Genomic DNA, 16,922 nt, shown 5'->3' with positions numbered 1-16,922 from the left:
CGAGCAGGCTCGCTCCCACAGTTTTTACAGCGGTGCTGCTCAGCCTTTTTCGTCGATCCCGGCCTGCAGGGTCTGGCTGTCCAGATTGCCACTCAGGGTCACCGGACCGACTTTCAGGTTGCCGTTATCGAACGACACCTTCGGTGCGTTCTCCTCGGCTTTCTGCGGCAGGTCCAGCCCGGCTTTCACGCCGTATTCACGATTGACCAAGTCGCTGCTACCCACTTTCGAACCGCCCAGATCCACCTTGCCTTCAGCCGATGAAATCCGCGCGCCGGTCAACTGTGTCGCACCGCCCACCGCAAGGTTCACACCCTGATTGCCACCGATGCCGGACGCCTGCGCCACGCTGTCCTTGTGCGCGTATTCGCCCTGCGCTTTCAGCGTTGGTTTGTAGTCGGTGCCGGCGAGTTTTTCCTTGTCACTCGGCGGGTTCTTCTTCGCGGCAAGGCCCAGATCGACATCGACCCTGGCTTGCGTCTTCGAGTCCTGACGGCTGTCGGCGGTCAGGTCACCGGCAACCTTGCCACTGACAGTGTTCGCGTCGATCCGTGCGCCCGACAGTTGTGCATCGCCTGCGCTGTTGAGGACCACGCTGTCACCCTTGATCTGGCTGTTCTGCTGGGTGGTGCCTTGCAGGTAATCGACGCCGACCTTGGCCCCGGCGTTGAAGCCGTGGTCGCCACTGGCCTTTTCATCGGCGGCGGTCGGGGTCTTGCTGCTCAGGTTGCCGCCGGCATTCAGCGCGACGTTCCAGTTGTTGCGCGTCTCGGTGGATTGCGCCGACTCCTGAACCAAACCGCCCTTCTGCGCATTGATGCTGACGTTCGGCGCGCTGACTTGCGTGCCTTGCAGGTGCACCGCATCACCGCTCAACACGACGTTACTCTGGCTGTTGAGCTGACCACCGGTCAGGGTTTGCGAGTGTTCGTTGACCCGACCGATGTTGAAGTTGCCGCTCAGATTAGCGCCCTGATCGCGACTCTTCTCGCTGCTGGATTTGCTGCCGCCGCCCTTCAAACCGCCGCCGAGATTGCTGCCGGTCGCGGTGTGGGTATCAACGGCCGCTTGCAGATCAAGCTTGCCGTCAGCGTGCAGATCGATAGCGCCGGCGCTGTCGATCTTCGTGCCTTGCTGAACCTGATTGCCGCCGCTGCTCAGTTGCACCGAGCCGTTGCCGCTGATGCTCGCCACATGAGCCTGAGTGTCAGTGGTCTGCTTGCCGGTATGATCGAGCTGGAAGCCTGCGCCGAGGTCGACGTTGGTGCCGTCGGTGCCCGGCAAGGTGCCGACCGTCAGCGAGCCGTTGCCACGCAGGCTGGAGTCGCTGCTGCTCTGGCGATCATTGGCCTGATTCAGCGCCAGATCGCCGCCGGTCTTGATGTTCACCCCGCCCTGCCCGCCGTCAAAACGGCTGCCAGCGAACTGCGCATCTGCGCCAACGTTGATGTTCACGCCCTGATTGCCGGCATACCCGCCGACCACCGCCGTGCTGCTGTCCTTGCTGCTGTAGCTGTTGCCGCCCGCACCGCTGCCGGCGACGTTCACGTCTTCGCCGGTCTTGGTGTAAACGCGCACGTCGACCTTGGCATCAACTGAATTATCGGTGCTGCTGTGAGTGTTGCTCGCGGCATCGGCAACCAGTGTGTCGGCGTTGATGTTGACCTTGCCGTTGCTCGCGCTGTACTGAGTGCCCTGGTCACGCAGGGTGCCGGCGCTTTTCACTTCGACACTGCCGCCATCGAAACGACTGACGACCGCGTTGCTGCTCTGCTCGGTCTTCTCGGCGCTGCCGTGACCGATCGCCACGTCGAGACCGACGTTCGGCTGGCCAAGATTGCTCAGGCCTTCCTTGTCCGGCACCTTGCCGTTGAGCACTTCCTTGACCGCACCGGCAATCGGGCGGGCGATGTCCTTGTACTCGACATTGGCGCCGATGTCCGCCGACCACTTGCTCTGGTTGTGGCTGCTGCTTTCGGTGTTGCTTGCAGCGCGGTTGTCGATCTCGTTGGCCGCGACGTTCAGACCGTTGCCAGCCTTGACCTGCGCGCCTTCGGTCACCAGCTTGTCGGCGTTGAGGGTCAAGCCGCCGCTGCTCTGCACGTTGGTGGTTTGCGCGGTGGTTTTGCTGCTGCTGTCTTGCGTGGTGCTGTGGGCAAAATCGACACCACTGCCGGCGCGGTCGAGGCCACCGGTGTAGTAGAAACCAACGCCGGTGCTGGAGGTGTCGGTCGACGTTTTGTGGCTGTCCTGTTCGGCCAGTAACGACACATTTTTGCCGCCCAGCGTGGTGTCGCCGGCGGTGGATCTGACTTCACCGCCCTTGATCGTCAGATCGCCGCCGGCCTTCACTTGCACGCTGCCGCCGCTGAGGCTCGAACCTTGCTGATTGACGTCGTTGCGGGTAACGGTCTGCTGCTTGTCTTCGTAGTGCACCCCGGCGCGGTATTGCTCCGGCGTTTGCTCTTTGGCGTAGGCATCGAAGCCACGGGTCTCGGTGGTCGAACTGCTGTCGTGGCTGTTCTGCGTGGAATGCACGTTCACATCACCGGCAGCGTCCGCCGTCAGCGCGCCACCGGCCTTGATCGTGGAACCGGCCACCTCGATGTCCTTGGCGCTTTTGAGCTTGAGGTTGCTGTCGGAGACCAGCTCGCTGCGCACCGTGGTGCTGTCCCTGGCGTTCTGCCGCGATTCGTCCTTGCTGATGCCGAAGAACTTGCTGTCCTTGTCGTGATTGTTGCTGTGCGAGGAGTCCTGCACGCCGTCGATCACCAGCGAACCCTGATCGCTGATCACGCTGGCCTCGGTGCCGCCACGGACCTGGCTGCCGCTGATGCGCACGTCGTCAGCCTTGACGATCAGTTTGCCGGCCGCATTGATTTTGCTGCCCTGATGCCGGGTCTGGCCCTTGTCGGCATCACCGGTCTTGCCGAAAAATCCGCCGCCAACCAGGTCGCCTGAGTAGCTGTTGTTATTACTGCGACTGGTGCGCGTGGCGGTGGTGACGTCCACTTGCTTGCCCGCCAGTTTCACATCGCCGGCGCTGTTCAGTTCGGCGCCTTCGGAACGCAACAACGCGGCGGTTTGCAGCGCGATATTGCCACCCTGCAACTGGCTGCCGAGGCTGCGCTGCTCTTCGCTGCTGCTGTTCCAGTCAGCCTTCCACAAATGCTTGCGATGGTTGCCCTGATCGGTCTGAGTGTGGCTTTCGGTGGCCGCAGTCAGGCGCAGATCACCGCCGCTGTGCACATCGAGATTTTTCGCCGCTTCAACCTTGGCGGCTTTGAGTTCGGTGTCTTTGCCGGAAGACAATTTCGCATCGCGGCTGGCGACGATCTGGCTGCCGTGCTGGCGAGTTTCACTGTCGGTCTGGGTGCGGTCGTAGGTTTCCCAAGTGATGCCGATGGTGCTGTTGCTCCAGTTTTCGCGCTTTTCCTGAAGCTTGCGGCTTTCGACGGTGCTCAAGGTCAGGTTGCGCTTGGCGTTGACGCTGACATCGCGACCACTGACGTCGGTGGCGGCCAATGTCAGGTCGTTGCCGCTGTGCAGGCCGACATCGCCCTGACTGCTGCGAATGCCGGCACGGGTCACGTCGAGGCTGTTGGGGGTCGCCTCACCGCTGACGCCGAGGTCGCCAGCCGAACGGATCTGCACGCCGTCACGCCCGGCCACTTGTACCGCGCCCACACGCACGCCCGCGCCTTCGGCGGTGCTGACGATGTTGATGCGCCCGGCCTGCATCGCACCGAACAGGCTGGCGTCGATGCGTTGATCGGTGGTGTTGCCCGCCGGGTCCACGGTTTTCACCTGCCCGCTGGCGTAATCGACCTGATTGCGTCCGACCGTGAGGTTCAGTTGATCGCGGGCGTCGATGCGGCCCTGGCTGTCGATACGCGGGGCAATCAGATTGACCGAACCCTCGGCATTACGCAGGCCGCCACTCTGAATCTGCAACTGACCGCTGGCGTCGCGGGTGTTCAGCGCTTGCAGTTTGCCGTCGTTCAATTCCGGACGACCGACCACGAGATTGGCGTTCGGCGTGTTGATGAAACTGCCGCCGTTCACCGAAATGCCGTTGGGGTTGGCCAGCACGTAATCGGCGGCGCGGCCGAAGATTTCCTGGGCGCCATTGATCGCCGAAGGGTTACGGCTGATCACCTCGTTGAGGATCACGCTCGCCGCCTGCCCCTGCAGTTGCGGGTTGGCCGCCAGTTGCCCGGCGAGCTGCGATTGCCCGGCCTGCAAAGCGTTGTTCAGCACCAGGCCCTGACGGTCGACGTTGTAGTCGAGGAACTGGTTGTGCGACAGGCCCGAGCCGTTGGGCGCGACGATATTGACGATGGGCACGCCGCCCTGGGTCTGCAATTGCGCGGTGCCGCCGGGGCCGGGTGCGACCACCACACCGCCGGCGAGAGCGGTCGGCAGGTGCACGGCGAAGAACAGGCTGGCGATCGCCCAGCGCAGTTTGCCCCGAGGAGAAAGATGAAATGCAAAGGTGTGTGCTGGCATAAAAACGTCTCCATGTAAGTACGGCATCACGGCGCGCGATTGAGTATTGGCCGTGGCTGTCGCGCTCAGATCCGACGGCTGTTTGTTCACTGCTTGATGAGTCTCGGTGGTGCTCATATCTGCAACCCCACGCGCATCAGCCAGGTCTCTGGCTCGTGCTGCAATCCGTTGGGGGTGTTGAGGGCGCGCTGGTAATCGACGTCCACTTGCAGATTCTTCCAGCCAAGATTCAGCCCGACGCTGGCGCCGCTCAGGCGTTGGCTCTGGGCACCGTGGTCGGCCTTGAGCCAGCCGTTGTCCAGCGCCACGCGCGGGGTGATCTGCAGCGGCCAGTCGTTGCGCAGGGGCAGACGCAAGGTGTTGCGCCAGATCGCGCCGCTGGCAGCGGATGCGCTGTTGACCCGATAGCCGCGCACTGCCGAATCGTCGGTGCCGAGCAACTGTTCGATGGCCGGCAACGGGTCGGGGCTGTATTGCAGATTGAGCTGGCTCTGCCACTGCCACGCTTGCGCGCCGAACTGGCCGTTGCGCCATTGGCTGAGGCCGGCGCGGTACTTGTGAAATTGCGCTTTGGGCAGGTTGTTGACCGCGTGATTGGCGTCGTCATCGGCGCCCAGCCAGCGCAGGCCTTGCGAGTAGGTGAAGTCGAGGTTCCACACCGCACGGTCGAGCCAGAACAGATTGAGCCCGGCTTCGGCCACGGTCAGGGTCGGGCTCTGAATGCCCAGGCGAACGTTCTCCAGATAGCTGTCGACGTCCTTGTGCGCCAGTTGCAGGTTAGCGCTGAGCTGGCGGCTCTGGTCGCGCCACAACACGCGGTCGGCGCGCAGGCTCAGTTGATCGGTGATGCCGGTGCTGTACAGGGTCGCGCTGGGCAGTTTGAACGGCGCGCGATATTCGGCGTGGCTGGCGAATGCACTGTAGGTCCAGTAGCCGTAGGGAATCGCGTAATACAGGCTGGCGTTGCGACTGTAGCGGTCGCCCTGATTCAACGTGTCGCTGGCGCTGAGGCTCAGCAGGTCGTTAAGTTGCAACGGGCTGTCGACGCTCAGGCTGACGCTGTTGCGATCCCGCCCGGTGCTGGCGCTGCCGAGGTTGTCCATGCCCAGCCCCAACGCCCAGCGCGACTGCCCCGCCGTGCGCGAGCGCAGGATGATTCGCGACGCGCCGGGCTGGCTGCCGGGGGCGATGTCGGCGGTCAGGTCAATCGAGCGCAAGCGGTTCAGTTGATCCAGGCCCTGCTCCAGATCGCGCAGGTTCAGCGGCTGGCCGAGCATGTGCGGGAACGCGCCACCCAGCGAAACGGGCAGGCTTTGATCGGCCAGTTCGATGGACTCGATGTAGCCCTCGTCGATCATGATGTCCAGCGACTGCCCCGCCGCCGGCGCGCTCAACAGGTACGGGCGGCTGGCGATGTAGCCCTGCTCGACATAGATCGCGGTGATGGTCGCCAGCAAATGATTGATCTGGCCGACGCCCATGCACGGCGCCAGCAGCGGTTTGATCCGCGTGTTGAGCTTGTCGCTGTCGAGCAGCGTAACGCCGCCGATGCGCGTGCCGCTCAGTGGCCAGCAGCGTTCATCGGCAGCGACAGTTTGCGGGAGCGCGGGGGTGGCGGGCGCAGCACTGAACGCACCGCGCTCCAGTTGGCGCTTGCGTTGCTCAAGCTGCAGTTGTTGCAAATCGCGTTGTTGCTGTTGCTGCTGGCGCAGCACTTCCTGGCCCGGCGCAACAGGGTCAGCCGCTTGAATCGAGGAGGCACACACACTCAACACAAAGGCCGACAACAGCGGGCAAAGCGTGAAGCGACGACGAGAAACAGCGCGAAGCAAATACGGCACGCAACATCCTTGCAAGCATGAAATGGCGTAATGCCACTTCATCAATGCGAGTGATAGTCAGAGCCTTCCTACACAAATGCAAGATGCTTCCTACAGCGCTTACATTTCTTAAACATTTGATTTTTCTGCGTTCAACGCTAGGCCATCAGGGTTTCCCCGAGGACTCTCATCGAGTTCTCCAAGACCTGCCCCGCATTACCGGGGCTGTTATTTATCGAAACCGCTCCAAACCCCGAGGCCGGGTAAGCAACTGACGATCGGCACAAAAACATAATTGCCACAAAATATTACTTGCGTCATATTACAGCCGTAATAACTACTCGTACCCGCAGGTATTACGCCATGACCGCCATGTCCACCCTCGAGCCCGGCCTGTCATCCCCGGTCACCCCCGCCAAACCGCCATTGCGCAAGCGCCTGCTGCTGACCGGCTCTGGCCTGATCGCGCTGGTCGTGGTCGGCGTGTACGCCAGTCATTGGTGGAGCACCGGGCGTTTTCTCGAGGAGACCGACGATGCCTACATTGGTGGTGACGTCACGGTGATCGGGCCAAAGGTCGCCGGCTACATCGAAGAAGTGCTGGTCAGCGACAACCAGTCGGTGAAAGCCGGCGATGTGTTGATCCGACTTGATGCGCGCGACTATCGCGCCAACCTCGCCAAAGCCGAAGGCGCAGTAGCCGCCGAAGAGGCGCTGCTGGCCAACCTCGACGCCACTGAGCAACTGCAGCAAGCGGTGATCGGCCAGGCCCGCGCCGGCATCGATGCCGCCGGTGCTGAAACCGCCCGCTCGCGGGATGACAACGCGCGCTACAAACGCCTGGTCAGCAGCAATGCCGTGTCGGTGGAAAGCGCCCAACGCGCCGACGCCAGCTTCAAGACCGCCCAGGCCCTGAGTGCCCGCGCCCAGGCCGAACTGCTCGCCGCGCAGCGCCAACTGGCGGTGATCGACACCCAGAAACAACAGGCCCGCGCCGCCCTGCAACAAGCCCGGGCCGAGCGTGATCTGGCGCAGTTGAACCTCGGCTACACCGAACTGCGCGCGCCGGTTGATGGCGTGATCGGCAATCGTCGCGCACGGGTCGGCGCCTATGCCCAGGCCGGGTCGCAACAGTTATCGGTGGTACCGGCCAGCGGTCTGTGGGTGGATGCCAATTTCAAGGAGGACCAACTGGCGCGGATGAAACCCGGGCAACGGGTGAGCATCCGCGCCGACGTGCTTTCCGGCCAGGAATTCCACGGCCGCCTCGACAGCCTCGCCCCCGCCACCGGCTCGCAATTCAGCGTGTTGCCGCCAGAGAACGCCACCGGCAACTTCACCAAAATCGTCCAGCGGGTGCCGGTGCGAATTCTGCTCGATCCGGCCGACGGCGTGCTCGGGCATCTGCGGCCAGGGCTGTCGGTCACCGCTGAAGTCGACACCCGCGCGCCCGCTGAATCCAGCGCCGTGGCCGTCGCACCATGAGCACCACCCTCACCGCCCCGGCGCAACCGCTCAACGCCGCCGACATGGCCACCGCGACCAAAGTGTTCGCCTTCGCCACGATGTGCATCGGCATGTTCATCGCGCTGCTGGACATCCAGATCGTCTCGGCCTCTCTGCGTGACATCGGCGGCGGACTCTCGGCCGGCACCGATGAAACCGCGTGGGTGCAGACCAGTTATCTGATCGCCGAAATCATCGTGATCCCGCTATCAGGCTGGCTGTCGCGGGTGTTCTCCACACGCTGGCTGTTCTGCGCCTCGGCGGTCGGCTTCACCCTGGCCAGTCTGCTTTGCGGCGTGGCCTGGAACATCCAGAGCATGATCGCCTTTCGGGCGCTGCAAGGTTTTCTTGGCGGCTCGATGATTCCGCTGGTGTTCACCACCGCGTTCTTTTTCTTCACCGGCAAACAACGGGTGATCGCCGCCGCAACCATCGGCGCCGTGGCATCACTGGCGCCGACCCTGGGTCCGGTAATCGGTGGCTGGATTACCGACATTTCCTCATGGCACTGGTTGTTCTACATCAACCTGGTGCCGGGGATTTTCGTCGCGGTGGCCGTGCCGATGCTGGTGAAGATCGACCAGCCGGAACTGGCGCTGCTCAAGGGCGCGGACTACCTGAGCATGGTGTTTCTCGCGCTGTTTCTCGGTTGCCTGGAATACACCCTCGAAGAAGGTCCGCGCTGGAACTGGTTCAGCGATCAAACGATTCTGACCACGGCGTGGATCAGCGGTCTGGCGGGTCTGGCCTTTATCGGGCGCACCTTGCACGTGGCCAATCCGATCGTCGACCTGCGCGCACTCAAGGATCGCAATTTCGCCCTCGGCTGCTTCTTTTCCTTCGTCACCGGGATTGGTCTGTTCGCGACGATTTACCTGACGCCGCTGTTTCTCGGCCGGGTGCGAGGCTACAGCGCGCTGGACATTGGTCTGGCGGTTTTTTCCACCGGGGTGTTCCAGATCATGGCGATTCCGTTGTACGCCTTTCTCGCCAATCGCATGGACTTGCGCTGGATCATGATGCTTGGGCTGGGCTTGTTTGCGGTGTCGATGTGGGAGTTCAGTCCGATCACCCACGACTGGGGTTCCGCTGAGTTGATGTTGCCGCAAGCGCTGCGCGGGATCGCCCAGCAACTGGCGGTGCCGCCGGCAGTGACATTGACTTTGGGAGGCTTGGCACCGGCACGCTTGAAGCACGCTTCGGGGCTGTTCAACCTGATGCGCAATCTGGGCGGAGCCATCGGCATTGCTGCCTGCGCGACCATTCTCAATGACCGCACCAACCTGCACTTCACCCGCCTGGCCGAGCATCTGAACAGCAGCAATGAGGCGCTGAATCAGTGGTTGCCGCAGGTCAGCGGCAACCTGGCGACGCTCGGTCAGAGCGGTGATGTCGGGACCACCGCCGGCCTGCGTCAACTGTGGCTGCTGACCTACCGCGAGGCGCAGACCCAGACCTACGGCGATACCTTCTTGATGATCATGCTGTGCTTCATCATCGCCACGGCGATGGTGCCCTTGATGCGCAAGGTACAACCACCGGCCGCGCCGAGTGCGGATGCGCATTGATGCCTCGCCCGTGTAGGAGCTGCCGCAGGCTGCGATTTTTTGATCTTGTCTTTAAAAGATCGCAGCCTCGTTTCACTCGACAGCTCCTACAGGGTTATGTATTGCGGCTTAGAGCTGCGGGGTTTTGCGGAAGCCTACGGCCAGACGGTTCCAGCTGTTGATGGTGTTGATCGCCACGCTCAGGTCGACCATTTCCTTGGGCGTGAATTGCGCCGCGACAATGTCGTAGTCTTCGTCCGGGGCGTGGGTCAGGCTCAGCTGGGTCAGCGACTCGGTCCACAGCAGCGCGGCGCGTTCACGCTCAGTGAAGAATGGTGCTTCACGCCAGGCGGTCACCGCGAACAACCGGCGCGGGGTCTCACCGCCCTTGATTGCGTCAGCGGTGTGCATGTCGATGCAGAATGCGCAGCCGTTGATCTGCGATGCACGCAGCTTGACCAGCTCGATCAGGGTCTTTTCCAGCGGCAGTTTCGAGACCGCGGTTTCCAGGGCCATCATCGCTTTCAGGGCGTCTGGGGAGGCGGTGTAGAAATCGGTACGAGCTTTCATGATTGAGTTTCCGGGGCCAGTGAATGTGTGACTAAGGTAGTCCCGCCACTGCCCCGGACAAATAGCCAATCTCCCGGAAGACGAGTAGACCACCGCGTCACACGCGCTTGCGCAACCAGTGCAGGAAGCCGGTTTTCGCCACCACGGTCGGCACGTCCTGGGTCAGGGTCTGGGCCTTGTGCAGGCGATAATCGAGCAAGGCTTTCATCGCCTCGTTGATGTCGTGGCGGGCATCCAGGCACGGCTTCAGGTAGGTCTTCTCGATGCGATACAGCGCGCAAAAGGTTTTTGCTGCGAAGGTCGCCGGCACCGACGAATCGGACAGAATCCCGGCCTCGCCAATCACTTCGCCCGGCCCCATGCGCCCGGATTCGAACGGGCTGCCATGGCGGGTCAACGTCACGCTGACCACGCCGGATTCGATGATGAACAAATGATCGCTGACCTCCCCGGCTTCGAGAATCGTCTCGCCGGCACGAAAGGTTTGCAAGGTCATGTTCTGGCTGAAGGTGTCTTTCTCTTCCTGGCGCAGGGTGGAGAAAATCGGTGAGCTGTCGAGCAGCGCGCGCGGGCGCGAAAGGTTGCCGGCAACGATTGGCTCGACACTCGACAACAGATTGACCCCGGACGCCTGCAGATGCCGGTAAGCCAGATCGAACAGCTGATTGCGCACCGGACGCTTCTGGTCCATCGACGACACAAAGCCGCTGATTTCGTATTCGACACCGGTGCTGCTGGCGCTTTTCAGCGCAACGCTCGGCGCGGGATTGTCCAGCAGCGGGCGGCAACCCTGCATCGCCCGTTCCAGCGCATCGATCACCGTATTGGGCCGGGCATGCGGGCTGACCTGGACACTGACGGCCAGGCCGAACATGTTGCTCGGCCGGCTGAAGTTGATGATCTTGGCCTTGGCCGCCAGCGAGTTGGGAATCACCGCCATGCTGCCCTGGCTGGTCTGCAGACGCGTAGCGCGCCAATCGATGTCGATGACCCGTCCTTCGGTGCCGTCGATGGAGATCCAGTCATCGATTTGATACGGCTTGGTGGTGTTGAGCACGATCCCGGAAAACACATCACTGAGAGTGCTCTGCAACGCCAGACCGACAATGATCGCCAAGGCCCCGGACGTCGCCAGCACGCCTTTGACCGGCAAGTCCAGCACGTAGGCCAGTGCGGCGATAATGGCGATCAGGAAAATCACCGCACCGAGCAGATCCTGCAACAGCCGCCCGGTGTGCCCGACCCGCTGCATCATCACCGCGCCGATCAGCACGGTCAGGGTGCGTGCGCCAAACAGCCACCAGCCGATCTGCAACCCGGTCGCCGCCAGATGCAACGGCACGTTGTCCGCCCACGGCGCAGGCTCCATCGGGTTGAGGCCTTCGTTGAACAGCACCGCGCTGAACAGGCTGAAAATCAGCACCCGCACCAACAGCTTCCACTCGCTGCCACGGGAACTGATCAGGCGCCACAGGCCCAGATCGAGCAGGATCAGGATCAACGCGCAAAACAACGGATGTTCGGTCAAGAAAGACAGCATCAAACCACTCCGATACGGGCCAATCGCGAGAAGATCGCACAGATTGGCTCAGTGTAGGAGCAATTGATTTCAGAGGCAGAACGCTCGCGCAAAAACACCAAAAACCAATGGGGGAGCGGGCTTGCTCGCGAAGGCGGTGGATCAGTCAGACACGCATTGACTGGCACTGCGCTTTCGCGAGCAAGCCCGCTCCCACAGGGGTGAAATTTACCCGTGCATCTGGCCAAAACGCCCGGACTGGAAGTCGGCGAATGCCTGATGAATTTCCTGTTCGGTGTTCATCACGAACGGGCCATGGCCGACAATCGGTTCGTCGATCGGCTCGCCGCTGAGCAGCAGCACCACCGCGTCTTCACTGGCCTCAAGGGTCAACTGACGACCGTCGCGCTCGAACAGCACCAACTGCCCGACACCCGCAGTTTCCACACCGTTTATCTTGACCGACCCTTTCAACAGCACCAGCGCAGTGTTGCGCCCTTCGTGCAGATCCAGGCTCAGCAACTTGCCGGCATTGAGCCGCAGGTCCCAGACGTCGATCGGCGTGAACGTGCGCGATGGGCCTGTATACCCTTCGAACTCACCGGCAATCAGCCGCAGGCTGCCGGCGTCGTCCTTCAGCGCGATATTCGGAATATCGCCGTCGAGAATGGTCTGGTAGCCGGGCGTGGCCATTTTGTCCTTGGCCGGCAGGTTGACCCACAGCTGCACCATCTCCAGCTTGCCGCCGGTTCTGGCGAAATCATCCGAGTGAAACTCTTCATGCAGGATCCCGGACGCGGCGGTCATCCACTGCACGTCACCCGGGCCGATGGTGCCGCCGCTGCCGGTGGAGTCACGGTGCTGCACCTCGCCGTCGTAGACGATGGTCACGGTTTCAAAACCACGATGCGGATGCTGGCCAACACCGCGGCGCTCGGTGGTCGGGGTGAATTGCGCGGGTCCTGCGTGATCGAGCAGCAGGAATGGGCTGATGTGTTTGCCCAGGTTGTCGTAGGAAAACAGAGTGCGCACCGGGAAGCCATCGCCGACCCAATGGCCGCGAGGGCTGGTGTAGATACCGATGATGTTTTTCATGGTTGCCTCCAGAAAAGTGGGTAACGCAATGGATTAAGCTTAAATCCATGACGGTCGGAGGACTAGACGGCAAAAATCAGCTTAAGTGTTCCATCTGCAGGACAGTAGTGCACTTTTCGCGAGCAATTCAGAACCCCCTGTAGGCGCTGCGGCACGCTGCGATCTTTTGATCTTGTTGTTTAAAATCAAAAGATCGCAGCGTGCCGCAGCGCCTGCAAGATTCGTAACTTCTGCTCAACAGTGCTTTGCCCCACCAGCGGTTTTTCTCAAGAACTCAGACGCGGATACTCCCGCCCATTCTCACTGCAACCCTGGAGTCATCAATGTCTGTTCCTGCTTTTGGTCTGGGTACGTTTCGCCTGCAAGGCCAGGTGGTGATCGATTCGGTGCGTAATGCGCTGGATCTCGGTTACCGCGTCATCGACACCGCGCAGATCTACGAGAACGAAGCCGAGGTCGGTCAAGCCATCGCTGCCAGCGGCATTGCTCGCCAAGAGCTGTTCATCACCAGCAAGATCTGGATCGCCAACTTCGCCAAGGATCGCTTGATCGACAGCCTCAAGGAAAGCCTGCGCAAGCTGCAAACCGACTACCTCGACCTGACGCTGATCCACTGGCCGTCGCCGGAAAATCAAGTGCCGGTCGCCGAGTTCATGGGCGCGCTGCTCGAAGCCAAACGTCTGGGCCTGACCCGGCAGATCGGCGTTTCCAACTTCACCATCGAGCTGATGCAACAGGCGATTGCAGCGGTCGGCGCAGAAAACATCGCCACCAACCAGATCGAACTGCACCCGTACCTGCAAAACCGCAAAGTGGTCGAGTTCGCGCAAAGCCAAGGCATCCAGATCACCTCGTACATGACCCTCGCCTATGGCGAAGTGCTCAAGGACCCGCTGATCCAGCAGATTGCCGCACGCCTGCAAGCGACCCCGGCGCAAGTCACTCTGGCCTGGGCAATGCAACAGGGCTACGCGGTGATTCCATCGTCGACCCGACGCGCCAATCTGCAGAGCAACCTCGGTGCTACGGCGCTGACCCTGAGCGACGCCGACATGGCGTTGATCGCCACGCTGGAGCGTGGCCAGCGTCTGACCAGCCCGAAAGGCATTGCCCCGCAGTGGGACTGATCGTTCAAGTCTGAAGGTGCTGCGCGAGACTGAGCATGGCCTCGCGCAGCACCTCGACCGAGCGCTCGACCACTTGGATTTCGGCGTCTCGGCAGGCGTGCTCGAGATCCCCACAGGCTGCCGCCACTCGCGCGGCACCGACCATCTGCGCGCCGCCCTTGATGTGATGTGCCAGCGTGCCCAATTCGCTCAGATTGAGGGGCCGGCATGCGATGTCCAGCCGTTGCAGGTCGTCCTGCAGACTGCACAAGACTTGCTCTCGCAATCGCTGCATCAGCGCATGATCGTCACCGGCCATTTGCTCCAGCGCGCTCAGATCGAGTTCGGTCAAGGGTAGTGGCTGCTTTGGCTCGCCTGCATTTTCGCTGTGCCTGGTGCCCTGCAATGCCAGCGCCAGATCAGCCAGGCGGATCGGTTTGAACAGGCAATCATCCATACCGGCCTCGAGACACCGCGCCTTTTCCTCGATCTGCGCATTGGCGGTAAAGCCGAGAATCAGACACCGTGCCCGGCCGCTCGCCGCCTCTTCGCCACGGATGGCCCGCGCGAGTTCGTAGCCGTTGCGCCGGGGCATGTTGCAGTCGGTGATCAGCACGTCAAACGCTTGTGCCCGCCAGCGTTGCAGCCCCTGTTCACCGTCTTCGATATCGACGGTGCGGTGGCCGAGTTCACTCAACTGCCAACAGAGCAGCAGCCGGTTGACCGGATGGTCATCCACCACCAGCACGCTCAGTGAGCGCGCCGGCGTGTCCGCCACCGCAGTGCTTGCAGCCTCGGTGGCAAGCGCGGCCAACGATTGCAATTGCAGACTGATCTCGACCTGTGTTCCATGTCCCGGCTCGCTGGCAAGGCGCAGCGTACCGCCCATCATTTCGCAGAGCTCACGGCTGATCACCAAGCCCAGCCCCGAGCCACTGCGCGCGGACTGCCCGGGGTTGCCAGCCTGCGCAAACGGGCTGAACAGGCGCTGGCGGTCATGCTCACTGATGCCGATGCCACTGTCTTCGATCACCACCATCACGCCCACGCTTGCGAGCGGCATCGCGTGCACTGACAGCCGCACGCTGACCTCGCCTTGCTCGGTGAACTTGATCGCATTGCTCAACAGGTTCGACAGCACTTGCTTGAAGCGCACCGGATCAATCAACACGTCAACGTCGCTGCCCGCCCCCAGTTCGATGTGCCATAACAGGCACTTTTGTCGCGCCAGCCCTTCGAATACCCGGCACACCGAAGCCACCAGTTCACGCAGGTTGGCCCGCTGCGGCGCGAGGGACAACTGCCCGGATTCGATGCGCGCAATATCGAGAATATCGCCAATCAGCGCGAGCAGTTGCTGACCGGCGCCCGACGCAACCTGAATCGCCAACCGGTCAGTGACACCCTCCTCGGCACGCTTGAGCGCCAGTTCGAGCATGCCGATCAACGCGTTCATCGGCGTGCGGATTTCATGGCTCATGGTCGCCAGGAAAGTCGTCTTGGCGCGGTTGGCATCGTCAGCCGCCTCCTTGGCCTGCTGCAACTGATGCAACCATTGCTGACGCTGACGTAACTGCCAGCGCTGAAAACCGATCCAGGCCAGCGCCAGCACCAGCAACACCGCCGCGGCGGCAAACCCGAGGACAATCTCGCGGCGGTGGCGCACCCAATAGCTCTCCTCCACCACCACATCATGGCTCCAACGCTCGACTAACTCATCCATCTGCTGAGGCGCGATGCTCAGCAGTGCCTTGTTCAACATTGTGTGCAGCGCCGTGGCCTGCGGTGCGGTCGCCAATGCGATGCGTGCCGGTTGATCGCCGACGGTGTTGGTGATGCGCAAACGCTCGCGGTACTGGCGGGCAAGCAGAAAGCGCGCCACCAGCAGTGAACTGACGGTCGCATCGGCCTGGTCCTTGACGATCAGTTCCATGCCCTCGGCGGGACTGCGCACCTCCACCAGTCGGACTCGTGGCACGCGCCGCACCAGGTAGTCGCGCAATGGATGCCCGCGATAAATAGCCAGGCGCTTGTCCTGTAAATCGTCGAGGCTGCGCGGACTGCCGGCCGTTGTCGCACTGATCAGCACAAACGGGTTGTTCAGATACGCGCGGGTAAACTGCAGCTCCGCTTCACGCTCGCTGCTCGGCGTCACCACCGGCAACACATCGAGTTCACCGGCCTTGAGCTGTTCGATCTGGCGGTCCAGCGAACGCCCCCGAACCACGTCGAATTGCAAACCGGTGCGCTGGCTGATCAGGTTGAGCAGCTGTGCCGACAGACCACTGAAACGCCCCTCGGCATCAAAAAAACTCAGCGGCGCGAAGTCTTCGATCACCCCCACCCGCACCACCGGGTGCTGCGCCAACCAGTCTTGCTCGCTGGCACTCAGACGAACCCGCGACTGTGCGGCCATCTGCGCGCGCCCTGCGCTCCAGCGCTGCTCGATAAGCTGACGACGCTCCATGGGAATCGCCACCAGTGCCTTGTCGATGATGCGTTTGAGGCGTACTTCACTGAGCCGCAGGGCGAAACCGAAGGCGTTGGCATCCAGCCCGGACGGCCCGGCCAATTGCAGGTCATTGCGATAATTGGTGTTGATCAGGTAATTGGCGCTGATCAGATCGCCGAGATAGCCATCATCGACACCGAAAGCCACCGCCCCCAGTGCGTCCATCGCCGAGGGATAGCGCAGCACCTGCGCCTCGGGATAGAACGCCTGCACACTGGCCAGTGGCAGATAATCCTCGACCATGGCGAGGCGTTTGCCTGCCAGATCCACCGGCAACGTTTCGTCAAACCGGGTCACCAACATCGGCTGATCGTCGGCGTAGGGTCGCGACAGGACGAAATCAGGGTCGGCGAGTTCAAAGCTGTTGGAGGTGCCGAGCAGGTCGAGTTCGCCATGTTTCAGCGCAGCCATGACTTGCTCGCGGTTGGCGAAACGCTGCACATCGACGCGCACCCCGAGCAGTTGCGCCAGCAGCTCGGCGTAATCGGCGGTGAGCCCTTCCAACTCTTGTTGATTGCGGGTGATTTCGAACGGCGGATAGTCCGCACCGGAAATGCCCATGCGCAAGACCGGATGCTGGCGTAACCACTGACGGTCACGCCCATCGAGCGCAACATGGACATTGTCCAGTTCGGCCTGGGGCAACAGTTGCAGGTGCTGCGCCGGGTCACTGGCCCAAGAGGTGGCCGTGATGCTCAACCACAGGACACAGCACCAGCCTTGCCGATTCATCAGGTC

Annotated in this window: 9 protein-coding genes; 3 read left to right on the top strand and 6 right to left on the bottom strand. The window is 62.1% G+C overall.

Annotation, left to right across the window (positions count from 1 at the left end; genetic code table 11):
• Nucleotides 1-39 precede the first annotated feature (39 nt).
• Together ACM6HV_RS00615 and ACM6HV_RS00610 are read right to left on the bottom strand one after the other, a co-directional pair.
• Nucleotides 40-4,509: a hemagglutinin repeat-containing protein gene (locus ACM6HV_RS00615; RefSeq protein ID WP_414902928.1), complete on the bottom strand. Its 4,470-nt coding sequence runs from the start codon at nucleotides 4,507-4,509 to the stop codon at nucleotides 40-42.
• A 113-nt stretch (nucleotides 4,510-4,622) separates the two neighbouring features.
• Nucleotides 4,623-6,350: a ShlB/FhaC/HecB family hemolysin secretion/activation protein gene (locus ACM6HV_RS00610; RefSeq protein WP_414902926.1), complete on the bottom strand. Its 1,728-nt coding sequence runs from the start codon at nucleotides 6,348-6,350 to the stop codon at nucleotides 4,623-4,625.
• Between the two features lie 342 nt (nucleotides 6,351-6,692).
• Between ACM6HV_RS00610 and ACM6HV_RS00605 the strand changes: the two genes are divergently transcribed.
• Together ACM6HV_RS00605 and ACM6HV_RS00600 are read left to right on the top strand one after the other, a co-directional pair.
• A complete protein-coding gene (locus tag ACM6HV_RS00605) occupies nucleotides 6,693-7,814 on the top strand; it encodes an HlyD family secretion protein (RefSeq protein ID WP_414902924.1) in 1,122 nt (373 codons plus the stop codon).
• Nucleotides 7,811-9,403, top strand: a complete 1,593-nt coding sequence (locus ACM6HV_RS00600; protein WP_414902922.1) for a DHA2 family efflux MFS transporter permease subunit — start codon at nucleotides 7,811-7,813, stop codon at nucleotides 9,401-9,403. Before ACM6HV_RS00605 ends, ACM6HV_RS00600 begins: the two co-directional genes overlap by 4 nt.
• A 108-nt stretch (nucleotides 9,404-9,511) precedes the next feature.
• Here ACM6HV_RS00600 and ACM6HV_RS00595 read toward each other — a convergent pair whose 3' ends face one another.
• The 3 genes from ACM6HV_RS00595 to ACM6HV_RS00585 form a co-directional block, all read right to left on the bottom strand.
• Nucleotides 9,512-9,952, bottom strand: a complete 441-nt coding sequence (locus tag ACM6HV_RS00595; protein WP_047295168.1) for a carboxymuconolactone decarboxylase family protein — start codon at nucleotides 9,950-9,952, stop codon at nucleotides 9,512-9,514.
• Between the two features lie 97 nt (nucleotides 9,953-10,049).
• The gene (locus tag ACM6HV_RS00590; RefSeq protein WP_414902919.1) at nucleotides 10,050-11,492 is read right to left on the bottom strand and encodes a mechanosensitive ion channel domain-containing protein; all 1,443 of its coding nucleotides are present in this window, start codon (nucleotides 11,490-11,492) and stop codon (nucleotides 10,050-10,052) included.
• 207 nt (nucleotides 11,493-11,699) lie between these two features.
• Nucleotides 11,700-12,566: a pirin family protein gene (locus tag ACM6HV_RS00585; RefSeq protein ID WP_414902917.1), complete on the bottom strand. Its 867-nt coding sequence runs from the start codon at nucleotides 12,564-12,566 to the stop codon at nucleotides 11,700-11,702.
• A gap of 323 nt (nucleotides 12,567-12,889) precedes the next feature.
• Between ACM6HV_RS00585 and dkgB the strand changes: the two genes are divergently transcribed.
• Nucleotides 12,890-13,693, top strand: coding sequence for a 2,5-didehydrogluconate reductase DkgB (gene dkgB / locus ACM6HV_RS00580; RefSeq protein ID WP_414902915.1), 804 nt, complete (start codon nucleotides 12,890-12,892; stop codon nucleotides 13,691-13,693).
• Nucleotides 13,694-13,697: 4 nt separating this feature from the next.
• On the opposite strand, the gene ACM6HV_RS00575 is transcribed toward dkgB, so the two are convergent.
• On the bottom strand, nucleotides 13,698-16,916 hold the full coding sequence (locus ACM6HV_RS00575) for a transporter substrate-binding domain-containing protein (protein WP_414902913.1): 3,219 nt from the start codon (nucleotides 16,914-16,916) through the stop codon (nucleotides 13,698-13,700).
• Between the last annotated feature and the right edge of the window lie 6 nt (nucleotides 16,917-16,922).

This window comes from Pseudomonas sp. IT-P260 (genome assembly GCF_949768395.1).
Taxonomy (GTDB): Bacteria; Pseudomonadota; Gammaproteobacteria; order Pseudomonadales; family Pseudomonadaceae; genus Aquipseudomonas; species Aquipseudomonas parakoreensis.
Note: the sequence above shows the minus strand (reverse complement) of the source record. Positions and strands in the feature narration are given on the sequence as shown.

Coding starts and splice junctions, on each gene's coding strand:
- ACM6HV_RS00615 (WP_414902928.1), bottom strand. CDS start 4,509: ATGCCAGCACACACCTTTGCATTTCATCTTTCTCCTCGGGGCAAACTG.
- ACM6HV_RS00605 (WP_414902924.1), top strand. CDS start 6,693: ATGACCGCCATGTCCACCCTCGAGCCCGGCCTGTCATCCCCGGTCACC.
- ACM6HV_RS00600 (WP_414902922.1), top strand. CDS start 7,811: ATGAGCACCACCCTCACCGCCCCGGCGCAACCGCTCAACGCCGCCGAC.
- ACM6HV_RS00595 (WP_047295168.1), bottom strand. CDS start 9,952: ATGAAAGCTCGTACCGATTTCTACACCGCCTCCCCAGACGCCCTGAAA.
- ACM6HV_RS00590 (WP_414902919.1), bottom strand. CDS start 11,492: ATGCTGTCTTTCTTGACCGAACATCCGTTGTTTTGCGCGTTGATCCTG.
- ACM6HV_RS00585 (WP_414902917.1), bottom strand. CDS start 12,566: ATGAAAAACATCATCGGTATCTACACCAGCCCTCGCGGCCATTGGGTC.
- dkgB (WP_414902915.1), top strand. CDS start 12,890: ATGTCTGTTCCTGCTTTTGGTCTGGGTACGTTTCGCCTGCAAGGCCAG.
- ACM6HV_RS00575 (WP_414902913.1), bottom strand. CDS start 16,916: ATGAATCGGCAAGGCTGGTGCTGTGTCCTGTGGTTGAGCATCACGGCC.